The sequence below is a fragment of the Kitasatospora sp. NPDC023118 genome (genome assembly GCF_055560875.1).
This window is the reverse complement of record NZ_JBVHHW010000001.1, coordinates 437,589-457,633: the sequence shown is the minus strand read 5'-3', so window position 1 is coordinate 457,633 and position 20,045 is coordinate 437,589. Positions and strand designations below refer to the sequence as shown.

The window sequence follows — 20,045 nt, the reverse complement described above, 5'->3', positions numbered from 1 at the left end:
CCGAGCAGACCTGAGAGCGCGGAGCCGATCGCCAGCGCGCCGGTGAGCAGGAAGCGGAAGGTCGCGTTCATCCTGCCGAGCAGCGCGTCCGGGGTCATCCGCTGGCGCAGACTCACCCCGAGCACGTTGTCCATCCCCCTCTCTGTCTTGAGCGACGCCAGCAGCCAGCCCGCCCCCACCAGGAGCAGCCACGGTCCGCCGCCGATCAGCGGCACCAGCAGTCCGGCGGGCGCGAGGCAGCTCGACCTCGGCGTGACCGACCCGGCCGACCCGCTCACCGAGGTGCGGGACGGACGGGCCGACCTCGCGGTGGTGTTCCGGTCCGAGGAGGCCCCGGTCGGCCTGCGACTGGTGCACCTGCGTGACGATCCGTACCGCGCCGTGCTGCCCCGGGGGCACCGGCTGGCCTCGCGGCGCGTCCTGGAGCTGGCCGAGCTGGCGCAGGAGCCCTGGGTGGGCGCCGAACCGCCTGGCCCTTGCCGGGAGACCGTGCACGGGGCCTGCGACGCGGCCGGGTTCCGTCCGGCACTCGCGGTGGACGGCGCGGACTACCTGACCGCGCAGGGCTTCGTCGCGGCGGGGCTGGGGGTGGCACTGCTCCCGGAACTGGGCCTGGCACAGCGGCATCCGGGCGTCACCGTGCGGCGGGTACGCGGCCCGGAGCCGGTGCGGGCACTGCACGCCGCCGTGTGGGAGGGCGCCTGGGGGCAGCCGGTGCTCGGGGCACTGGTCGCGGCACTGCGGGCGACGGCCGGTGGCCCGGCGCGGTGACGGCCGATGACCCGGCGCCGTAGGTGAAGGCGCCGAGGGCTTGAAGCTGCCGCAGCGGCAGCCTCTACCGTCGTGACCAGGGCCGGAGGAACCGGCCCTGGTCCAAGCGACGCGGGAGACGTGGGAGAGGAGACGGCCATGGCCTGGCCCATCGCGGAGGTCGCCCGGATGTCGGGGGTGACCGCCCGGACCCTGCGGCACTACGACGAGATCGGGCTGCTGCCTTCGGCCTGGATCGGCTCCAACGGCCACCGCTACTACGAGGAGCGGCAGTTGCTCCAGCTGCAGCAGATCCTCGTGCTGCGGGCACTGGGCGTGGGGCTGACCGAGATCGCCCGGATCCTGGGCAACCAGGTGGACGAGCTGGCGGCCCTGCGGGGCCACCATCGCAGGCTGGTCACTGAGCGCGACCGGCTCGACGTTCTGGCCACCACCGTCTCACGCACGATCGCCGACCTGGAACGCTCCCGGAAGGACGGCACACCCATGACCAGCATCAACCGGCCCGAGAACCTCTTCGAGGGCATCCAGCCCGCCGACATCGACGTCAGCCTTCGCGACTTCCCCGAGCACGCCGAGGCGGCCCGGCGTGCGACCGCCGCGATGACCCCGGCCGAGATCGAGGCCGGCCAGCGCGAGCGGACCGCGCGGATGGTCCGCTTGGCGGAGCTGATGGCGGGCGGCCACCCGGCCGACGCCGAGCCCACGCAGCACATGATCGACGAGGAGTACCAGCTACTCAGCGGGCTCCGGGCCGTCCCGGCGGAGGAGTACCTCGCGATCGCCCGCTCCTGCACGGAGAACGAGATGTGGAGCGCCGCGTACGAGGCTATCGCCCCGGGTCTGGCCGCCTACCAGCGCGCCGCCATGGAGGCGTACGCGGCGGCTCGGCTCTCCTGAGCCGGGCGGGGCGGGCGCGGGCCGGGCGGGGCGGGCGCGGGCCGGGGGGACGGGCCCGCCCCGCCCGGCCCGACCACCCGCGCCCCTCCCCCGCCGTCACTCCGTCCGCAGCGCCGTGACCGTCCGGGTACGGGCCGCCCAGGTCGCGGGCAGGAGGGCGCCGAGCAGCGCCAGCACCAGGCCGCCGAGTATCAGCGGTCCCACCACCGACGGGGCGAACACGGCGAGGTCCGCGTCCGGCACCCCGAGCCCGGCGGCGCTGGCCATCGCCGGCATCACCTGGTGGTGCACCAGAATCCCAATCGGGACCCCGATCAGCCCGGCCACCAGCCCGCTGCCGCAGACAGAGGTGAGCACCATCCCGACCGTCTGCCGGGGCGACATCCCGAGCGCCTTGAGCACCCCGAGGTCGTGCACCCGCTCCCGGGTGTCCAGCAGCACCGTGTTGAGCACCCCGAGCCCTGCCACCACGGAGAGCAGCAGCGTGAGCGTGCCCGCCAGGGTGTTCATCGCCAGCACCACGATGTTGATGTGCTCCTCGCCGGGGTCGGCGCTCAGACCCTGTTGCTCCACGACCTGGTCCAGCCCGTCGGCGTAGGCCTTCGCGTCGGTCCCCGGGGTGAGGTCGATATGGAAGGAGAGAGCCTCGCTGTGGACCGCACCGCCGAGCGGCGTCAGCGCGGCCCGGTCCAGGAACACCAGGTCCTCGGTGGTCAGCACCTCGCCGATGATCTTCGCCGGGGTGCTGTGCCCCTGGTCGCTGAGGATGACGGTGTCACCTATCTTCGCTTGGTTGGAGCGTAGGAAGGTGGCGCCGACCACGACCTCGCCGGGGCCGTGGAACCAGCGGCCGGAAACCAGCTGGAAGCCGCTCCATGAGACGTCGCCGTTGAACGCGACCACCTGGGAGCGCCCGGTGTTCCCGGCCACGGTGACCGGGGTCGGCACGCTGCTGTACCAGGCCCGGGTGCCGGGGTGGGACTCGATCGCCTTCGCCACGGCCGCCTCGTCCACGTGGTCGACGAGCTTGGCGGAGCCCTCGATCGGCGGCTGGACCAGCACCTTGCCCGCCCGGTCGGCCGTCAGGCCGCCCTGAAGGGAACCGAGCGACAGCGTCAGACCGACGCAGAGGGTGACCCCGACCGTGCCGAGCACCACCGCGGCGGCGGTGGTCGCCGAGCGGCCCGGCCGGTTGAGCGGGGACGCCAGCCCGATGCTGAGCGCACGCGGCACCGGCAGTCGGCTGATCCGGCTCTGCACCCGGGACAGCAGGCCCGCCGCTCCGGCCCGTTCCGTCGTGCCGGCGGCGACCGCCCGCTTGGCACCCGGCGCCGTCCGGCCGACCGCGAGCGCCTCCACCGTGCGCAGCCGCCCGGCCCGCAGCGCCGGCACCAGCGCGGTACCCGTCACGGCGGCCAGGGCCACCACCGCGACCACCACGTCCACCCAGAGCGGGATGCCGAGCAGCCCGCCGCGCAGGGCCTTGTGGGCCATCCCGAGGACCGGAACGGAGAGCAGGTTGCCGCCGAGCACGCCGAGCGCGGTGCCGACCCCGGCGGGGATCAGCGCCTGGCCGACGTAGGCGCGCGCCACCTGGGCCGGGGTGAAGCCCAGGGACTTGAGGATGCCGATCCGCCGGGTGGCGGCGCTCACGGCGCCGCTGACCACGACCCCGATGATCAGCACCGACATGGCCAGGCCGAGCGCTCCGAAGGCGGTGACGAACGGGACGAAGGTCGAGGCCGTCCGGTTGGCCTCCTCCCGGGCGGGCCGGTAGGAGGTGGCCTTGGTGAGCGCGCCGTTCGGCACTGCGGCGGCCAGCGCGGCGTGGTCGGCCTCCACCTCGGCGTCGCTGTCGGCGTGGGCGAAGCGGTAGAGGTACTGGGCGGCGGGCGTGGTGCCGGGCGCGGTCAGCCCGGCCACCTGCTCGGGGGCGATCCAGCCGTCCGCGCTCCAGGAGACCGAGGAGGCCAGGCCGACGACCTTGAGCGTCGGGTGCCCCGGCAGGTCCGGGAACTGCATGCTGTCGCCGACGGCCAGTGGGGAGTGCCCGTCCAGGAACACCACCTCACCGGGGCCCGTGACCCAGTGGCCCATGGTGAGCCGCAGGCCGTCCATCGGGCCGTCCTGGGCGCGGCCGACCAGCGTCATCGGCGGCAGCAGGCTGCCGGCCGGCGGGATCTGCGTGCCCGGAGCGGAGCGCGGCTGCACGGTGACCGCGGAGTAGGGGCCAGCCGAGGCCGTCACGCCGGGCGCGTGGGCGGCCGCGGTGAGCTGGGCGGGGCTCGCCTTGGTCTGGTCGTACAGCACGTTGAGGTGCGCGCCGTGCTGGTCGGTGAAGGAGCGTTGGTACGGGCCCCGGGCGGCGACCAGCAGCCCGACCGCGAGGATGCACGCCGTCACGGACATCATCGTGGTGAGCACCATGACCAGGGTCTGCACGCGCTTGCGGCCGACCCCGGCGCGCACCACCTTGCTCAGAGCACTCATGCGGCCACCTCGCTTCGTCCGGCAGGGGCGTTCGCCCTCCCGCGCCTTCCTTCGGTCCGCTCGCTCCGCTCGTTCACCGGGCAGCCTCCGGAGCCGGGACGGCCGCCGTGTCCCGGACCAGTCGGCCGTCGAGCAGTTCGATCGTCCGGTCGGCGCAGGCCTCGGCGAGTGCGGTGTCATGGGTGACCAACAGGATCGTCTGGCCCTCCGCATTGAGCCCGCGCAGCAGGTCGCGGACGTCGGCGGCCGAGGCCGTGTCGAGCGCTCCGGTCGGCTCGTCGGCCAGCAGCAGCGGCGGGCGGTTCATCAGCGCCCGGGCCACCGCGACGCGTTGGCGCTCGCCGCCGGAGAGCCGGCCGGGGAAGGCCTTGGCGTGCCGGGCCACCCCGAGCCGCTCCAGCAGTTCCCCGGCCCTGGCCCGGGCCCGCTCCCGCCGCATCCCGGCCAGCTGGGCCGGGAGCAGCACGTTGTCCTCCACGTTCAGGTCGTCCAGCAGGTTGAAGAACTGGAACACCATGCCGATCCGCGTCCGCCGGTACTCGGCCAGCGCGGCCTCGCCGAGTTGGTGGACGGCCACGCCGTCCACCTCGACGGCGCCCTCGCTCGGGCGGTCGAGGCCGGCGATCAGGTTCAGCAGGGTGGACTTGCCGCTGCCCGAGCGGCCGAGCACGGCTAGCGCCTCGCCGGCCCGTACCTCCAGGTCGAGCCCGGCCAGGGCGGGGCGGGCGGCGTCGGATCGGTCGTACGTCTTGCTGACGCCGCGGATCCGGATGATCGGCGCGTTCACGGGCCCTCCACGGTTCGGGGTCCGGCACCGGGAGGCCCGGGCCGGCTGACGGGACATGACGCTACGAATCGGCGGCGTGGTGCAGACAGCCGCCTAGACGGCCTCTCGGGGGTGTATCCAGATACACCCCGAACTGGGTGTTCAGGCCTAGAGCGCCGGGCGTCCGCGCCCGGGCAGACTGAGCCACCGAAAGATCGGAACCGGGGCTCTGCGGGGCTTCGGGACCCAGGCTTCGAGGCCTCTACACAGGGGCCCCGGAACGATGAGGGGGCTCGTCATGAGGACGGGAGTGATCGGCAAGGTGGCCCGGCGGGTGGGTCAGGCCTGCGTGGACGGCGTGCGCGCCTGGTACGTGGTGACGCTGGCCGTGACGGGGCTGGTCTCGCTGCTGGCCGGGCCGGTCCTGCTGGCCGCCGCTCTGTTCGGCCCGGACGAGTCCCGGCCGTTCTCCCCCGGTGGGCCGCTGATCCTGCTCGTGCCGATGGCGCCGGTCGTTCTCTGGGCGCTCTGCTGGGCCACCGGGGGCGGCGGCCGGGCGGTCGGGGCCGCGCTGTTCGCCCCGGGCGCGCTCGCGGTGATGGCGACCCACCTGTACGGCGGCGCCGCGCCCGGCGACCGGTCCGTCTCGCTCTGGATGGCTCCTTCGCTGCTGGTGCTCGGGCTGTTCGGCGCGCGCTGGGCCGCCACCGAGAGCCGGCGGGTCGTCGAGCGGTGGAGCGGGCAGCCGGTCCCGGTGCCGTACCGGCGCCCGGCCGGCGAGGCCGGTCCCTGGCGGCGGCTGCGGTCCGGCGGCTGGCTGACCGACCCGGCGACCTGGCGGGACCTCGCCTGGGCGCTCCTCACCGGCTTCGCCGTGCTGTTCACCGCCGCGATCGTGGTGTTGACGCCGATCGCCCTGGAGGTCTTCGGCCGGAACGGGCCGTTCTTCCCGCTGATCATCGTCTACGTCATGGGCGTCTGGATCGCCCCGTTCGCCATCCTGTGGGCCGCCCCGCCCGTCCTGCGGATGCACGAGAAGGCGGCCAGGGCGCTGCTCGGGCCGTCCCGGCGGGCCGAACTCGCCCGCCAGGTCAGCCACCTGGCCCGGACCAGGGCGGACACCATCGACGCCGGGGCAGCCGAGCTGCGCCGGATCGAGCGGGACCTGCACGACGGGGCGCAGGCCCGGCTGGTGGCGCTGGGCATGCTGCTGACCGTCGCCGAGCAGGTGAAACACGACCCGGACGCCCTCGGGCCGCTGCTGGCCGAGGCCCGGATGTCCTCGGTGAAGGCGCTGAGCGAGCTGCGGAGCCTGGTCCGGGGCATCCACCCGCCGGTGCTGGCCGACCGCGGCCTGGCCGACGCGGTGCAGGCGACCGCACTCGACCTACCGCTGCCGGTCAGCTTCACCGGCGGTCTGCCCGGCCGGGCCCCGGCCGCGGTGGAGTCGGCCGCCTACTTCACGGTGAGCGAGCTGCTGGCCAATGTGGTCAAACACGCCGGGGCCTCGCACGTATGGATCGAGATAGGGCACAGTGACGGGCTGCTGCGGATATCGGTCACCGATGACGGGCGCGGTGGCGCCGACCCGTCCCGGGGAACCGGCCTCAGCGGAACCGAACGCCGACTGGCCGCCTTCGACGGGGTGCTCGCGATCAGCAGCCCGTCCGGTGGTCCGACCATCGTCAACCTGGAGATCCCGTGCGCGTTGTCATCGCCGAAGACCTCTTCCTCCTCCGGGACGGGCTGACCCGGCTGCTGGAGGCCAACGGCATGAAGGTCACCGCGGCGGTCGAGAACGGCGAGCAGCTGCTCGCCGCGGTGGCCGCCGACCGGCCCGACATCGCCGTGGTCGACGTGCGGCTGCCGCCCAGCTTCACCGACGAGGGGCTGCGTGCGGCACTGGCGGCCCGTCAGGCGCACCCGGGCCTGCCTGTGCTGGTGCTGTCGCAGTTCGTGGAGCAGCTGTACGCCCGCGAGCTGCTGGCCGGCAGCACCGGCGGAATCGGCTACCTGCTCAAGGACCGCGTGCTGGACGGTGCCCAGTTCATCGACGCCATCCAGCGGGTCGCCCAGGGCGGTACCGCGATGGACCCGGAGGTGATCACCCGGCTGCTCACCCACAACTCCTCGGCCGGCCCGGTCTCCACCCTCTCCCCGCGCGAGCGGCAGGTGCTGGCTCTGATGGCCGAGGGCCGCTCCAACGCGGCGATCGCCCAGCAGCTGGTGATCACCGAGCGGGCGGTCGCCAAGCACACCGCGTCGATCTTCGTCCGGCTCGACCTCCAGCCCTCCGACGACGACAACCGCCGCGTCCTGGCCGTCCTGGCCCACCTCAACAACTCCTGAACACCCTCGACACCCCGGAAGGGAGCCCCCGATCACCACACCGCCGCTTTGAGGGCCACGATTTTGAGGGGACGCGAACAAGTGGTGGGCAGCCCTCCGCCGCAGGGGGCTCGCCCGCCGTGGAAGCGGTCATCTACGCTGGTGAGGTGCTCATCCTTGTTCGCCGCCGCCACGTGGACCTGCTCCGCGTGACGAGCATGTCCTGTCGACGCTCCGGCTGAACCTCGCACCCTCACCCTCAACGGCGGCCCCGAGCGGTCGCCACCACCTCCCGGCTCCCGAAGCACCCGCCGCACCAGGCGCAGCTCCGGCCACCTCCCGGTCGACCACCGGGACCGACCGGGACGAGACCTAGCGGATGTCACACATGACGCAGCAGCACACGCCCATACCCGGAACCGGCTCCACCGAGGCGCTCCCCGACGCCCTCCCAGTGATCGACCTCTCGCTCGCCGACGGCAATCCGGAGGACCGCCGCCGCCTGCACGACGAGCTGCGCGCCGCGGCCACCGGCGTCGGCTTCTTCCAACTCGTCGGCCACGGCGTCACCCCGGCAGAGACGGCCGCGCTCACCGGCGCCATGCGCGCTTTCTTCGCCCTCCCCGAGGCCGACCGGCTCGCCGTGAGCAACCTCAACTCCCCGCACTACCGGGGCTACACCCGCACCGGCGACGAGCGCACCGGCGGCAGCCAGGACTGGCGCGACCAACTGGACATCGGCGCCGAGCTGCCCCCGCACGTCCCCGGCACCGGCGAGCCCCCGTACTGGTGGCTGGAGGGCCCCAACCAGTGGCCGGCCGCCCTCCCCGGGCTGCGCACCGCCGCCCTCGGCTGGATCGACCACCTCGGCGACGTCGCCCGTCGACTGCTGCACGAACTCCTCGCCGCGATCGGCGCCCGCCCCGACTTCTACGACGAGGCCTTCGCGGGCCACCCCCACCTGCGCCTCAAGCTGGTCCGCTACCCCGGCACCGCCCCGGACGGCGCCGGCCAGGGCGTCGGCGCCCACAAGGACTACGGCTTCATCACGCTGCTGCTCCAGGACACCGTCGGCGGTCTCCAGGTCGAGCGCCCGGACGGCACCTTCCTGGACGTCCCCCCGCTCGACGGCGCCTTCGTCGTCAACCTCGGCGAACTCCTGGAAGTGGCCACGGACGGCTACCTCAAGGCCACCAGCCACCGTGTGGTCAGCCCGCCCGGCGCCCGCGAGCGCTTCTCCGTACCCTTCTTCTACAACCCCCGCCTCGACGCCCACATCGAGCCGCTCGACTTCCCGCTCGCCCACCACGCCCCCGGCGCCACCGAAGACCCCGAGAACCCCCTCTTCGCCGACTTCGGCCTCAACGAATGGAAGGGCTACACCCGAGCCCACCCCGAAGTCACCCGCCGCCACCACGCCGCCCTGGCCGAACCCGCCGCGCACTGACGCCGGGCGAACCGTCGTCGACGCCCCTGCCCCACCGATCGGACCCGGCGCAGCAATCCGGTCCCGGCGGACGGCGGGGGCGTCGCCGTGCCACCCCGGCACCGATGCGGGCTGCCTCGGCACGCCGGTGGCGCGGACCCCGAAGGGGTCGCGGCACCGGCCCGGGACAGCGGCGAAGGAATCCGACCGGTCAGCTCAGCGAGGAGGGCCGCTATCGCGCCGGCCCAGAGCCGCCCGCGCTTGACCTCGGTGCAGCCGCCGGGGCAGTACGACACCAGCAGGCTCCCGACCCGCGCCAGAACCCAGACCGACGGCGGATCCGACAGCGCCGCCCGGCACTCACCGAATCAGCGGCCCACGACCCGCCGCCGAATCACCGAACCCCGAGCCAGCCCCATAGCCTCCCGATGGTTGGAGCGCAGGGCGTCCGCCGCGCATAGGGCCCCTCCCCTCCCAGCAGCGACAGGCCAGCAGCCCAGCAGGCTGGCAGACCGGCAGGCTGGCAGGCCGACAGCCCGGCAGCCCGGCAGCCCGGCAGCCCGGCAAGCGGTGGACCCGCGGAGCGGCCGCTGTCACACTTCTGGTGTCACAGCAGGAGTGTGCCAGCGCGGGAGGCAGCAGATGGGGGAGCACGGCACCGTTGTGGGGGAGGTGCGGCTGACGGTGGACGAGTTGGCGGCGCGGGCCGGGGTGACGGTGCGGACGGTGCGGTTCTACGGGACGAAGGGGTTGCTGCCGCCACCGGAGTTGGGGCCGCGGCGGGTGGGGTTGTACGGGGCGGCGCACCTGGACCGGCTGGGGCTGATCGAGGAGTTGCAGCGGCAGGGGCTGACACTGGCGGCGATCGAGCGGTACCTGGCGCGGCTGCCGGAGGACAGTACGTCGCTGGATCTGGCGATCCACCGGGCACTGGTGGCGTCCTGGACGCCGGAGACCGCGGAGGAGGCCACCCGGGCACAGCTGGAGCGGCGGGCCGGGCGGGGGCTGTCCGAGCAGCAGGTGGAGCGGCTGGTCGCGATGGGCGCGCTGGAGCGGACGGCGGATCCGGAGGTGTTCCGGGTGGATCCGGGTCTGCTGCCGCTGGGGGTGCGGATCCTGGACGTGCCGATCCCCCTGGAGACGCTGCTGGCCGCGCGGGCCGTGGTGCTGGAGCACAGCCGGGCGACGGCCCGGGAGCTGCAGCGGCTGTTCCGGGAGACGGTGTGGAAGCCGTACCGGGAGAGCGAGCCGGCCCCCGACGAACTGGCCCGGATGAAGGCGCTGACCGACCACATCCAGCCGATGGTGGCGCAGGCGCTGGTCACGGCGTTCCAGCGGTCGCTGCGGGAGGAGCTGGGCGAGGAGCTCGCCGGGGAGCTCAGCGAGAATCCGAACGAGATGCCGAACGAGAATCCGAACGGGGACCCGAACGGGGAGCTGAAGGAGAAGCTGGACGGCGACTCGGGTGAGGCCGTGCGGGACACGGCCTCACCCGAACTCGGATCCGCCTGAACCGGGGACCGGATCAGTCCGTGAAGGTCCGCCCCTCCGCCGCGATCCGCTCCAGCAGCGCCGGGGGCGCGAACCGCTCGCCGTACGCGGCGGCGAGTTCGCGGGCGCGGGCCGCGAAGCCGGCCGGGCCGCCCTGGTAGCCGTTGATGTACTGGAACACGCCGCCCGTCCAGGCCGGGAAGCCGATACCCAGGATCGAGCCCACGTTGGCGTCGGCGACCGAGGTCAGCACGCCCTCCTCCAGGCAGCGCACCGAGTCCAGCGCTTCGCTGAACAGCATCCGCTCCTTGAGGTCCTCGAACGGGACCTCGACCTGGTCGACCTCGTCAACGCCGTCGGCCGCACCGCCGCCAGGACGCGAGAAGTGCTCCCGCAGCCCCGGCCAGAGCCGCCCGCGCTTGCCGTCCTCGCCGTACTCGTAGAAGCCCGCGCCGCCGCTGCGCCCCGGGCGGCCGAACTCGTCGACCATCCGGTCCACCACCGCGTCCGCCGGGTGCGGCGTCCAGGTGCCGCCTGCGGCCTCCACCGAGCGCCGGTACTCGTCGCGGATCTTGCGCGGCAGGGTGAGGGTCAGCTCGTCCATCAGGGAGAGCACCTTGGCGGGGTAGCCGGCCTGGGCGGCGGCCTGCTCGATGCTGGACGGGTGGATGCCCTCGCCGACCATCGCGACGCCCTCGTTGAGGAACTGGCCGATCACCCGCGAGGTGAAGAAGCCTCGGGAGTCGTTGACCACGATCGGGGTCTTGTCAATCTGCCGGACCAGGTCGAAGGCACGGGCGAGCGCCTCGTCCCCGGTCTGCGGGCCACGGATGATCTCGACCAGCCGCATCTTGTCGACCGGCGAGAAGAAGTGCAGGCCGATGAAGTCGCCGGTGCGCTGGACGCCCTCCGCGAGCAGGCCGATCGGCAGGGTGGAGGTGTTGGAGCAGAGCAGCGCGTCGGGGGCGACGAAGCCCTCGATCTCCTGGAACACCTTGTGCTTGAGCTCGGTGTTCTCGAAGACGGCCTCGATCACCGCGTCGCAGCCGGCCAGGTCGGCGGCCTCGGCGGTGGGGGTGATCCGGGCGAGCAGGGCGTCGCGCTTGGCCTCGGTGGAGCGGCCGCGGGCGACGGCCTTGTTCAGCAGCCCCTCGGAGTAGGCCTTTCCGCGCTCGGCGGCCTCCAGACTCACGTCCTTGAGCACGACCTCGATGCCGGCCTTGGCGCAGGCGTAGGCGATGCCGGCGCCCATCATCCCGGCGCCGAGTACCGCGACCTTGCGGACCAGCCGCTTCTCGAACTCCTTGGGGCGCCCGGCACCGGAGTTGACCGCCTGCATGTCGAAGAACAGCGCCTGGATCATGTTCTTGCTGGTCTGCCCGCAGGCCAGCTCGGTGAAGTAGCGGGCCTCGATCACCATCGCGGTGTCGACGTCGACCTGGCTGCTCTCCACCGCGGCGGCCAGCACGTTGCGCGGGGCCGGGTAGGGCGCGCCGTTCAGCTGCTTGCGCAGGTTGGCCGGGAAGGCGGGCAGGTTGGCGGCGAAGGCGGGGGTGGCCGGGGTGCCGCCGGGGATCTTGTAGCCCTTGACGTCCCAGGGCTGGACCGCGGTCGGGTTGGCCTCGATCCAGGCCTTCGCACGGGCGGCCAACTCTTCGGGGGTGTCGACCAGTTCGTGCACCAGACCGTGCTCCAGCGCCTGCGCCGGGCGGTACTGGCGGCCCTGCAGCAGGAACTTCAGCAGGGCGTCGGTGATGCCGAACAGCCGTACCGTACGGACCACTCCGCCGCCGCCCGGCAGCAGGCCGAGGGTGACCTCGGGCAGGCCGATCCGGCTGGCCGGGGTGTCCAGCGCGATCCGGTGGTGGCAGGCGAGGGCGATCTCCAGGCCGCCGCCGAGCGCGCTGCCGTTGACAGCGGCGACGACGGGCTTGCCGAGGGTCTCCAGGGTGCGCAGCGAGCGCTTGATCCGCATGGACTTCTCGAAGACGGCCTCGGCGTCCCCGGGTTGGGTGGCGGAGAGCATCCGCAGGTCTCCCCCGGCGAAGAAGGTCTTCTTGCCGGAGGTGATCACCACGCCGCGCAGGGCGTCCCCGAGCCCGGCCAGCCGCCCGACCACGGCCTCGAAGTCGGCGGTGAAGGCCTCGTTCATGGTGTTGACGGACTGGGTGGGGTCGTCGAGGACGAGGGTGACCACGCCGTCCTGGTCCTGCTCCCAGCGGATGGTGGTGGTGTCGCTCATCAAGTTCTCCAGGTCTACCGGTCTGCTGGGGAGGGGGTCAGACGCGCTCGACGACGGTGGCGATGCCCATGCCGCCGCCCACGCAGAGGGTGATCAGGCCGTAGCGCAGGTCGCGCCGCTCCAGCTCGTCGATCACGGTGCCGAGCAGCATTGCGCCGGTGGCGCCGAGCGGGTGGCCGAGGGCGATCGCGCCGCCGTTGACGTTCACCTGGTCGTGGCGGAAGCCGAGTTCGCGGATGAAGCGGAGCGCGACCGCCGCGAAGGCCTCGTTGATCTCGACCAGGTCGATGTCGGCGGCGGTGAGGCCGGCCTTGGCGAGCGCCTTGCGGGTGGCCGGGGCCGGGCCGGTGAGCATGATGGTGGGCTCGGAGCCGGAGACGGCGGCGGAGACGATCCGGGCGCGCGGGCGCAGCCCGTACCGTTCGCCGACCTCACGGTTGCCGATCGCGACGAGCGCGGCGCCGTCCACGATGCCGGAGGAGTTGCCCGCGTGGTGGACGTGGTCGATGGCCTCCACCCAGTGGTACTTCTGCAGCGCGACGGCGTCGAAGCCGCCGGCCTCGCCGATCTGGGCGAAGGAGGGCTTGAGGCCGGCCAGGGTCTCGACGGTGGTGCCGGGACGGATGAACTCGTCGCGCTCCAGCACGACCAGGCCGTTGCGGTCGCGCACCGGGACCACCGAGCGGTCGAACAGGCCGTCCGCCTGGGCCTTGGCGGCGCGGGCCTGGGACTCGGCGGCGAAGGCGTCCACGTCGGTGCGGGAGAAACCCTCGATGGTGGCGATGAGGTCGGCGCCGATGCCCTGCGGGGCGAAGTTGGTGTCGTACGCGGTCATCGGGTCGGCGAACCAGGCGCCGCCGTCGGAGGCCATCTTGACCCGGGACATCGACTCCACTCCGCCGGCCAGGATCAGGTCCTCCCAGCCCGAACGGACCTTGGCGGCGGCCAGGTTGACGGCTTCCAGGCCGGAGGCACAGAAGCGGTTCTCCTGGACGCCGGCCACCGTGTCGGGCAGGCCGGCCGCGATGGCGGCGATCCGGGCGATGTCGGAGCCCTGGTCGCCGATCGGGCTGACCACGCCGAGCACGATGTCGTCGATCGCGGCCGGGTCCAACTCGGGGTAGCGGCTGCGCAGTTCACGGATCAGGCCGACGACCAGGTCGATCGGCTTGGTGCCGTGCAGCGAGCCGTTGGCCTTGCCGCGGCCGCGCGGGGTGCGGATCGCGTCGTAGACGTACGCTTCGGTGGTCACGATGGAAATGCCTTTCGGGGCAGGGGGGTTCCTGAGGGTTCCGGGGGTTCCCGAGGGTTCCCGAGGGTTCCGGGGGCTCCTGGGGGGCTCAGCCGAGGATGGAGCGGCCGACGATCTCCTTCATGATCTCGGTGGTGCCGCCGTAGATGGTCTGGATGCGGCCGTCGGTGAACGCCCGGGCGACCGGGAACTCGCTCATGTAGCCGTAGCCGCCGTGGAGCTGGAGGCAGCGGTCGGCGGTGCGCTTCTGCAGTTCGGTGGCCCACCACTTGGCCATCGAGGCGTCGGCCGGGGTGAGCGCGTAGCGGTTGTGCTCGGTGATGCAGCGGTCGACGAAGGTCCGGGTGATCGCGCACTCGGTGGCCAGTTCGGCGATCTCGAAGCGCACGTGCTGGAGCTTGGCCAGCGGACGGCCGAAGGCCTCGCGCTGCTTGACGTAGTCGGTGGTGATCTCGACCAGGTACTCGGCGCCGGCGATCGCCGCGGCGGCGATGGTGAGCCGCTCCTGGGCGAGGTTCTGCATCAGGTGGATGAAGCCGCCGTTGAGCTCGCCGACCAGGTTCTCCTTCGGCACCCGGACGTCCTCGAAGAACAACTCGGCGGTGTCCTGGGCCTTCTGGCCGATCTTGTCGAGGTTGCGGCCGCGCTCGAAACCGGGCATGCCGCGCTCGACGGCCAGCAGGCTCAGGCCGTGCGAACCGCCCTCGGGGGTGGTGCGGGCGACCACGATCACCAGGTCGGCGAGGATGCCGTTGGAGATGAAGGTCTTGGCGCCGTTGAGCAGGTAGTGGTCGCCCCGGTCGACCGCGTGGGTGCGGATGCCCTGCAGGTCGGAGCCGGTGCCCGGCTCGGTCATCGCGATCGCGGTGATCAGCTCGCCGGTGCAGAAGCCGGGCAGCCAGCGGCGCTTCTGCTCCTCGGTGGCGAGCGAGGTGAGGTAGGGGCCGATGATGTCGTTGTGCAGGCCGATCGCCAGCCCGGACGCACCGGCCCGGGCGAACTCCTCGGCCAGCACGGCGGCGTAGCGGAAGTCCGGGGTGCCGCCACCGCCGTACTCCTCGGGAACGGCCAGGCCGAGCAGGCCCTGGCGTCCGGCCGCGAGCCAGACGGAGCGGTCGACGATGCCGGCCTTCTCCCAACGGTCGTAGTGCGGCAGCACCTCCTTGGCGAGGAACGCCTTCACGGTGGCCCGGAAGTCCTCGTGCTGCTCGGTGAAGATCTCGCGCTGCAACGCTACGCTCCTTGTTCTGCTACGGAGTTGACGACCGACGGGCCGAGGGACGGCACGCCCCAGTCACGGGCGACCTCTGCGGTGTCGGCGCCCGGCCGGGCCGGCGGGCGGCGCAGCGCGCCGGGGGTGGCGGAGAAGCGCGGGGCGGGGGCGGGCTGGGTGACGCCGTCCGCCTCGACGTACGTACCGCGCGCCACCAGGTGTCCGTCCATCGCCGCCTGGCGCATCGTCAGCACGGGTTCCACGCAGGCGTCCGATCCGGTGAAGACGGCCTCCCACTCGGCCCTGGTCCGGGTGGCGAAGCGGGCGGCGATCCGGGTGCGCAGTTCGGGCCAGCGGGCGAGGTCGTACTGTCCGGGCGCGTCCGGGCCCAGCTCCAGCAGCCGGGCGAACTCGGCGTAGAACCGGGGCTCCAGCGCGCCCACCGCGAGGTGTCCGCCGTCGGCCGCCCGGTAGATCGCGTAGAACGGCGCGCCGCCGTCCAGCAGGTTCACGCCCCGGCGGTCCTGCCAGTGCCCGGCCGCGAGCAGGCCCCACAGCATGCTGCCCAGGTGCGCCGCGCCGTCCACGATCGCGGCGTCGACCACCTGGCCGGCACCGGTCGCGCGGGCGTGGTGCAGCCCGGCGAGCAGGCCGACGACCAGGTAGAGCGAGCCGCCCGCGTAGTCCCCGAGCAGGTTGGCCGGGATCCCCGGCGCCTCGCCCGCCCCTCCCTGCGCCGCGACCATCCCGAGCACCCCGGCCACCGCCGAGTACCCGAGGTCGTGCCCGGCGGTCGCGGCCCGCGGCCCCTGCTGCCCCCACCCGGTCATCCGGCCGTACACCAGTGCCGGATTGCGCGCCAGGCACGACTGCGGCCCGACCCCGAGCCGCTCCGCGACACCCGGCCGGTAGCCCTCGATCAGCAGATCCGCCCGCTCCACCAGCTCCAGCACCCGCCCGGGCCCCTCGGGTGACTTGAGGTCGATCAGCACCGACCGCTTGTTCCGGTTGGTCAGGTCGTACGCCGGATCCGTCCCGAGCGGCGAGGGATCCGGCCGGTCCACCCGCACCACGTCCGCCCCGAGATCCCCCAACAGCATCGCCGCGAACGGCCCCGGCCCGATCCCCGCGAGCTCCACCACCCGCACACCCGCCAACGGCCCCGGACCACCGACGCCGCCCGCTGGACTGCCTGTGTCACGCACTGGCCGCAGACCCCTTCAGGGTTTGACAGTAAAGCTGTAACACTCGCGATGATAGGGAAGCGACCGGCCGGTAACAAGACCACCTCCCTCGCCCGGTGTCGCCGATTCCCCCGCGGCGAACCCTCGATGAACCCGGCAACTCCCCGCGCGACCGGCACCACGGAGGGTGCAGACGTGCGAGCCGATCCCGCAGCCGGGAGAAATGGGGGGCGCGCGTCGATGTAATGGCCTATGGTGCAATTGATCTGTTACCAGCGACACGGGGGAAGTGCCATGACCACTATTGACCGGACCACCACCACCGCCCGCACGATCGTCGCCGTCTCCGAGCGGCTGGTGCTGACGCGGCCGCAGGAGGGCGACGTGGAGGCGATGTTCGCCATCCACGGGGATCCGGAGACCAACCGGTACAACCCGCACGGACCGCAGCGGGACATCGCGCAGGCGCAGGAGATGCTGGACGGGTTCGTGGCGGACTGGCCGCGGGACGGAGTGGGGTACTGCGCGGTGGCGACGCGGGAGGAGCCGGAGGTGATCATCGGGTTCGCCGGGCTGTATCTGCACACGCTGGACGGGGAGCAGGTGTTCAACCTGTACTACCGGTTCCGGCCCTCCGCGTGGGGCAAGGGATACGCCGCGGAGGCGGCACGGGCGGCGATGGCGGAGGCGCTGCCGCGGTTCCCGGGGATTCCGGTGATCGCGCTGATCCGGGCGGACAATCTGCCCTCGCGGCGGCTCGCGGAGCGGCTCGGGCTGGTGGCGGACCCGGACGGGCGGGTCGACCACGAGGAGCGGCTGATCCACCGGATGGCGTGAGCCCGAGGATCCCCCGCCGGGGGGAGGGGGATCGGGCGCCGGGCTGAGGCGGCGGCCCGGGACGCGGGGCGACCGTGGAGTCATGAGGATCGATGAAGACGCGGTACGGGCCGGAGCGGCCTGGACAGCGGTGGCGGCGACGGTACCGTACCTGACGCTCAAGGTGCTGTGGCTGACCGGGTGTCCGGTGGGGTCGGACGATCCCGGAGAACTGGACCGGCTGTGGCTGCTGAACCTGCTGACCGTCGGGATGGACGCCATCGCCGTGGCCCTGGCGCTGGCGTTCGTACGGCCGTGGGGGCGGCGGGTGCCGGCCGGGCTGGTGGCGTTCCCGATGTGGGTGGCGACCGGACTGCTCGGCACCATCCTGGTCGCGCTGCCGCTGTACCTGTCGAGCATCCTGGTGCTGGGGCCGGAGCGCAGCAGCGGGCAGAGCACCGACACCGGCATCACCGACTGGGTGTTCCTCGTGGTGTACGGCGGGTTCACCGTGCAGGGGCTGGCGCTGATCACCGCTTTCGTGCTGTACGCGCGTAGGCGCTGGGCCGACCTGCTGCGGGCGCGGATCGGCGATCTGCCGCGCTCCCCCACCCTGGCCGTGCAGCGCGGCCTCGGCTGCGTCGCGGCGCTGCTCGGCCTCGGCGTCGCGGCGGCCCGGGTGTACTGGGCGGCGGGCGGCTCGGCCGGGATGCCGATCGCGATGGCGGAGGAGCACCCCCGGGGCGTGGCGGTGATGGACGCGGTGGCCGCGGTGATGGCGGTGGCCGCGCCCGCGGCGCTGCTGGTGCTGGTGTTCCGCGTCCGGCCGGGCGGGCGGTTGCGCGGTCCGCTGCTGGTGGCGTGGACGGCGGCCGGATCGCTGTTCGGCTGGGGCAGCTGGCAGTTGGTGGCCTTCGGCGCGACGACGACCAGGGTGACCGAGCTGCGGACGGCGGTGCCCGGACTGATGCCCCTGGTGCAGGCCGGACAGGTGGTGGCCGCGGTGCTGGTGCTGACCGTGGGCGCGATGGCCCTGTGTGAACGGGCCGCCGCCCAGGCGCCGACGCCGCCGGGCGAACGGGCGGCGGACGGGGAGCCGGCGCCGTCGAGTGAACGGGCGGCGGACGGGGAGCCGGCGCCGTCGAGTGAACGGGCGGCCAGGTGACGCCGACCGGGCGGGCGTTCGCTGACGTAGAGTCACCCGGGTGAACACGGGGGGCGGTCGGCTGCGGTCGGTGGTGGAGGCGCTGCTCGGGCGGCGGGCCCGGCTGCGCTGGGTGCATCTGGTGCTGGGCGGCGCGCTGCTGATGCCGTACTGGCTGCTGTCGGTGGTGGGGCTCGGGGCGCTCAACCCCGACCAGGGACACCTGTGGCAGGTTCTGCTGCAACTGCTCGCGCTGTTCACCTCGCTGCCGATGGCCGCCGTCACCGCGCTGGTGCCGACCGTCCGGGGACTGGAGGGCGCGGCCGCGCGGGCGCTGTGCGTGGTGGCACGGCCGGAGGAGCTGGCCACCGGGCCGGCCCGGTCGTGGGGGGCGAGGTGGCGCACCGCGGTCTGGTTCGTACTGCACCTGTTCTGCGGCGGGGTGGTCGCCGGGATGACGCTCGCCGGGGTGCCGTTCTCGATCGTGCTGCTGATGAGCCTCGGCGGGTCCGAGGACCTCGGCCGGTACTGGGAGGACCGTTTCCCCGGCTGGATGCTCACCGGCCCGGCGCTGGGCCTCGCCGTCCTGCTGCTCGTCGTCGGCACCAGCGCGGCCTGCGGCGCGCTGCTCGCCCGCTGGGCGCCCGCCCTGCTCGGGCCCACCCCGGAGGAGCGGCTGGCCGCCGCCGAGCGGCGGGCCACCGTGCTCGCCCAGCGCAACCGGCTGGCCCGCGAGCTGCACGACTCGGTCGGGCACGCGCTCAGCGCGGTCGGCATCCAGGCCTCGGCGGCGGCCCGGGTGCTGCGCACCGACCCGGACTTCGCCGCCGAGGCGCTGCGGGCGATCGAGGAGACCGCGCGGGGGGCCGTCGCCGAACTGGACACCGTGCTCGGGCTGCTGCGCGAGGAGGAGGCCACCGCCGGACCGGCCGGGCCCACGCTCGCCGAGCTCGACGACCTGCTGCGCCAACTCGCCCGCACCGGCGTGACGGTGGACGCCGAGCTGGACCAGGGCCTGACCGCGCTGCCCGCCGAGGTCTCCCGCGAGGCGTACCGGATCGTGCAGGAGGGCCTGACCAATGTGCTGCGGCACGCCGGGCCCGCCCCGGCCGGGCTGCGGGTCGCGCTCGGCGCGCGCCGGCTGGAGATCGAACTGACCAACCCGCTCGGCCCCGCCCGCCCCAGCCGCCCCGGCGGCGGGCGCGGGCTGCGCGGGATCGGGGAACGCGCCACGGCCCTGCGCGGCGGGAGCACGGCGGGGCCGAGCGAGGACGGAACGACGTGGCGGCTGGCCGTCTGGCTGCCAGTGGGAGGGACACCGTGAACGAGAACACCGGTACCGGGACCATCCGCGTGGTGATCGCGGACGACGAGCGGCTGGTCCGGATGGGCCTGCGGGTGGTGATCGACGCCGAACCGGACCTCACTGTGGTCGGCGAGGCCTCCGACGGCGCCGAGGTCGTCCCGCTGGTGCGCGAGCTGCGCCCGGACGTGGTGCTGATGGACGTCCGGATGCCCGGCATCAACGGGATCCGGGCCACCGAGCAGCTGGTCGGCGGGATGGCCGAGCCGCCGAGGATCCTGGTGGTCACCACCTTCGAGCACGACGACCACGTGTACGACGCGCTGCGGGCGGGCGCGACCGGGTTCCTGCTGAAGCGGGCGCGGGCGGAGGAGATGGTCCAGGCGGTGCGGCTGGTCGCGCGCGGGGACTCGCTGCTGTTCCCGGCGGCCGTGCGCGAACTCGCGCTGCGCCACGGCGCGGACGACCGCCGGGACGCCGCCTCCGTGGACCGGGGACCGATCGGGCGGCTGACCGAGCGGGAGGGGCAGGTGCTGCGACTGATGGCCTCCGGGCTCAACAACGGCGAGATCGCCCGGCAGCTGGTGGTGAGCCAGGAGACGGTGAAGACGCACGTCGGCAGCGTGCTGGCCAAGTTGGGCGCCCGGGACCGCACCCAGGCGGTGATCGCGGCGTACGAGTCGGGGTTCGTGCTGCCCGGGTGAGCCCCGGGGAGGCGT

16 protein-coding genes are annotated in these 20,045 nt (G+C 73.4%); 10 read left to right on the top strand and 6 right to left on the bottom strand.

Annotated elements, in window-relative coordinates:
- Positions 1 to 147 precede the first annotated feature (147 nt).
- Positions 148 to 771: a LysR substrate-binding domain-containing protein gene (locus ACZ3UD_RS02085; protein ID WP_465581248.1), complete on the top strand. Its 624-nt coding sequence runs from the start codon at positions 148 to 150 to the stop codon at positions 769 to 771.
- A 138-nt stretch (positions 772 to 909) separates the two neighbouring features.
- On the top strand, positions 910 to 1,671 hold the full coding sequence (locus ACZ3UD_RS02080; protein WP_465581246.1) for a MerR family transcriptional regulator: 762 nt from the start codon (positions 910 to 912) through the stop codon (positions 1,669 to 1,671).
- Positions 1,672 to 1,767: 96 nt separating this feature from the next.
- Here the strand turns inward: ACZ3UD_RS02080 and ACZ3UD_RS02075 are convergent, their stop codons facing one another.
- Together ACZ3UD_RS02075 and ACZ3UD_RS02070 are read right to left on the bottom strand one after the other, a co-directional pair.
- Positions 1,768 to 4,161 (bottom strand): FtsX-like permease family protein, encoded by a 2,394-nt coding sequence (locus ACZ3UD_RS02075; RefSeq protein ID WP_465581244.1) that lies wholly within the window; start codon positions 4,159 to 4,161, stop codon positions 1,768 to 1,770.
- 73 nt (positions 4,162 to 4,234) lie between these two features.
- Entirely contained in the window at positions 4,235 to 4,948 is a 714-nt protein-coding gene (locus ACZ3UD_RS02070; protein ID WP_465581242.1) for an ABC transporter ATP-binding protein, read from the bottom strand.
- Positions 4,949 to 5,225: 277 nt separating this feature from the next.
- On the opposite strand from ACZ3UD_RS02070, the gene ACZ3UD_RS02065 reads away from it, so the two are divergent.
- The 4 genes from ACZ3UD_RS02065 to ACZ3UD_RS02050 all read left to right on the top strand — a co-directional run bounded on the left by ACZ3UD_RS02065 (position 5,226) and on the right by ACZ3UD_RS02050 (position 10,193).
- Positions 5,226 to 6,677: a sensor histidine kinase gene (locus tag ACZ3UD_RS02065; RefSeq protein ID WP_465581240.1), complete on the top strand. Its 1,452-nt coding sequence runs from the start codon at positions 5,226 to 5,228 to the stop codon at positions 6,675 to 6,677.
- A complete protein-coding gene (locus ACZ3UD_RS02060; RefSeq protein ID WP_465581238.1) occupies positions 6,629 to 7,276 on the top strand; it encodes a response regulator in 648 nt (215 codons plus the stop codon). The genes ACZ3UD_RS02065 and ACZ3UD_RS02060 overlap by 49 nt, the downstream gene beginning before the upstream one ends.
- A 367-nt stretch (positions 7,277 to 7,643) precedes the next feature.
- The gene (locus ACZ3UD_RS02055; protein WP_465581236.1) at positions 7,644 to 8,702 is read left to right on the top strand and encodes an isopenicillin N synthase family dioxygenase; all 1,059 of its coding nucleotides are present in this window, start codon (positions 7,644 to 7,646) and stop codon (positions 8,700 to 8,702) included.
- A gap of 621 nt (positions 8,703 to 9,323) precedes the next feature.
- On the top strand, positions 9,324 to 10,193 hold the full coding sequence (locus ACZ3UD_RS02050) for a MerR family transcriptional regulator (RefSeq protein ID WP_465581234.1): 870 nt from the start codon (positions 9,324 to 9,326) through the stop codon (positions 10,191 to 10,193).
- 13 nt (positions 10,194 to 10,206) lie between these two features.
- Here ACZ3UD_RS02050 and ACZ3UD_RS02045 read toward each other — a convergent pair whose 3' ends face one another.
- The 4 genes from ACZ3UD_RS02045 to ACZ3UD_RS02030 form a co-directional block, all read right to left on the bottom strand.
- Positions 10,207 to 12,414 carry a 3-hydroxyacyl-CoA dehydrogenase NAD-binding domain-containing protein gene (locus ACZ3UD_RS02045; RefSeq protein WP_465581231.1) on the bottom strand — a complete coding sequence of 736 codons (2,208 nt, stop codon included), beginning with the start codon at positions 12,412 to 12,414 and terminating at the stop codon, positions 10,207 to 10,209.
- A gap of 37 nt (positions 12,415 to 12,451) precedes the next feature.
- Positions 12,452 to 13,666, bottom strand: coding sequence for an acetyl-CoA C-acetyltransferase (locus ACZ3UD_RS02040; protein ID WP_387619919.1), 1,215 nt, complete (start codon positions 13,664 to 13,666; stop codon positions 12,452 to 12,454).
- Between the two features lie 88 nt (positions 13,667 to 13,754).
- Positions 13,755 to 14,897: an acyl-CoA dehydrogenase family protein gene (locus ACZ3UD_RS02035; protein ID WP_465581228.1), complete on the bottom strand. Its 1,143-nt coding sequence runs from the start codon at positions 14,895 to 14,897 to the stop codon at positions 13,755 to 13,757.
- A gap of 2 nt (positions 14,898 to 14,899) precedes the next feature.
- Entirely contained in the window at positions 14,900 to 16,084 is a 1,185-nt protein-coding gene (locus ACZ3UD_RS02030) for a CaiB/BaiF CoA transferase family protein (RefSeq protein ID WP_465581226.1), read from the bottom strand.
- Positions 16,085 to 16,357: 273 nt separating this feature from the next.
- Here ACZ3UD_RS02030 and ACZ3UD_RS02025 point away from each other — a divergent pair, with 273 nt between their 5' ends.
- The 4 genes from ACZ3UD_RS02025 (at position 16,358) to ACZ3UD_RS02010 (ending at position 20,030) form a co-directional block, all read left to right on the top strand.
- Complete coding sequence (locus ACZ3UD_RS02025) at positions 16,358 to 16,900, top strand: GNAT family N-acetyltransferase (RefSeq protein WP_465581224.1); 543 nt, start codon at positions 16,358 to 16,360, stop codon at positions 16,898 to 16,900.
- 82 nt (positions 16,901 to 16,982) lie between these two features.
- The gene (locus ACZ3UD_RS02020; protein WP_465581222.1) at positions 16,983 to 18,044 is read left to right on the top strand and encodes a hypothetical protein; all 1,062 of its coding nucleotides are present in this window, start codon (positions 16,983 to 16,985) and stop codon (positions 18,042 to 18,044) included.
- A gap of 40 nt (positions 18,045 to 18,084) precedes the next feature.
- Positions 18,085 to 19,347, top strand: a complete 1,263-nt coding sequence (locus ACZ3UD_RS02015) for a histidine kinase (RefSeq protein ID WP_465581220.1) — start codon at positions 18,085 to 18,087, stop codon at positions 19,345 to 19,347.
- A complete protein-coding gene (locus ACZ3UD_RS02010; RefSeq protein ID WP_465581218.1) occupies positions 19,344 to 20,030 on the top strand; it encodes a response regulator in 687 nt (228 codons plus the stop codon). Before ACZ3UD_RS02015 ends, ACZ3UD_RS02010 begins: the two co-directional genes overlap by 4 nt.
- The last annotated feature ends 15 nt before the right edge of the window (positions 20,031 to 20,045 follow it).

Excerpts from the sequence above, each read along its gene's own strand:
- ACZ3UD_RS02080 (WP_465581246.1), top strand. The coding sequence starts at position 910 with ATGGCCTGGCCCATCGCGGAGGTCGCCCGGATGTCGGGGGTGACCGCC.
- ACZ3UD_RS02075 (WP_465581244.1), bottom strand. The coding sequence starts at position 4,161 with ATGAGTGCTCTGAGCAAGGTGGTGCGCGCCGGGGTCGGCCGCAAGCGC.
- ACZ3UD_RS02065 (WP_465581240.1), top strand. The coding sequence starts at position 5,226 with ATGAGGACGGGAGTGATCGGCAAGGTGGCCCGGCGGGTGGGTCAGGCC.
- ACZ3UD_RS02055 (WP_465581236.1), top strand. The coding sequence starts at position 7,644 with ATGACGCAGCAGCACACGCCCATACCCGGAACCGGCTCCACCGAGGCG.
- ACZ3UD_RS02050 (WP_465581234.1), top strand. The coding sequence starts at position 9,324 with ATGGGGGAGCACGGCACCGTTGTGGGGGAGGTGCGGCTGACGGTGGAC.
- ACZ3UD_RS02045 (WP_465581231.1), bottom strand. The coding sequence starts at position 12,414 with ATGAGCGACACCACCACCATCCGCTGGGAGCAGGACCAGGACGGCGTG.
- ACZ3UD_RS02025 (WP_465581224.1), top strand. The coding sequence starts at position 16,358 with ATGACCACTATTGACCGGACCACCACCACCGCCCGCACGATCGTCGCC.
- ACZ3UD_RS02020 (WP_465581222.1), top strand. The coding sequence starts at position 16,983 with ATGAGGATCGATGAAGACGCGGTACGGGCCGGAGCGGCCTGGACAGCG.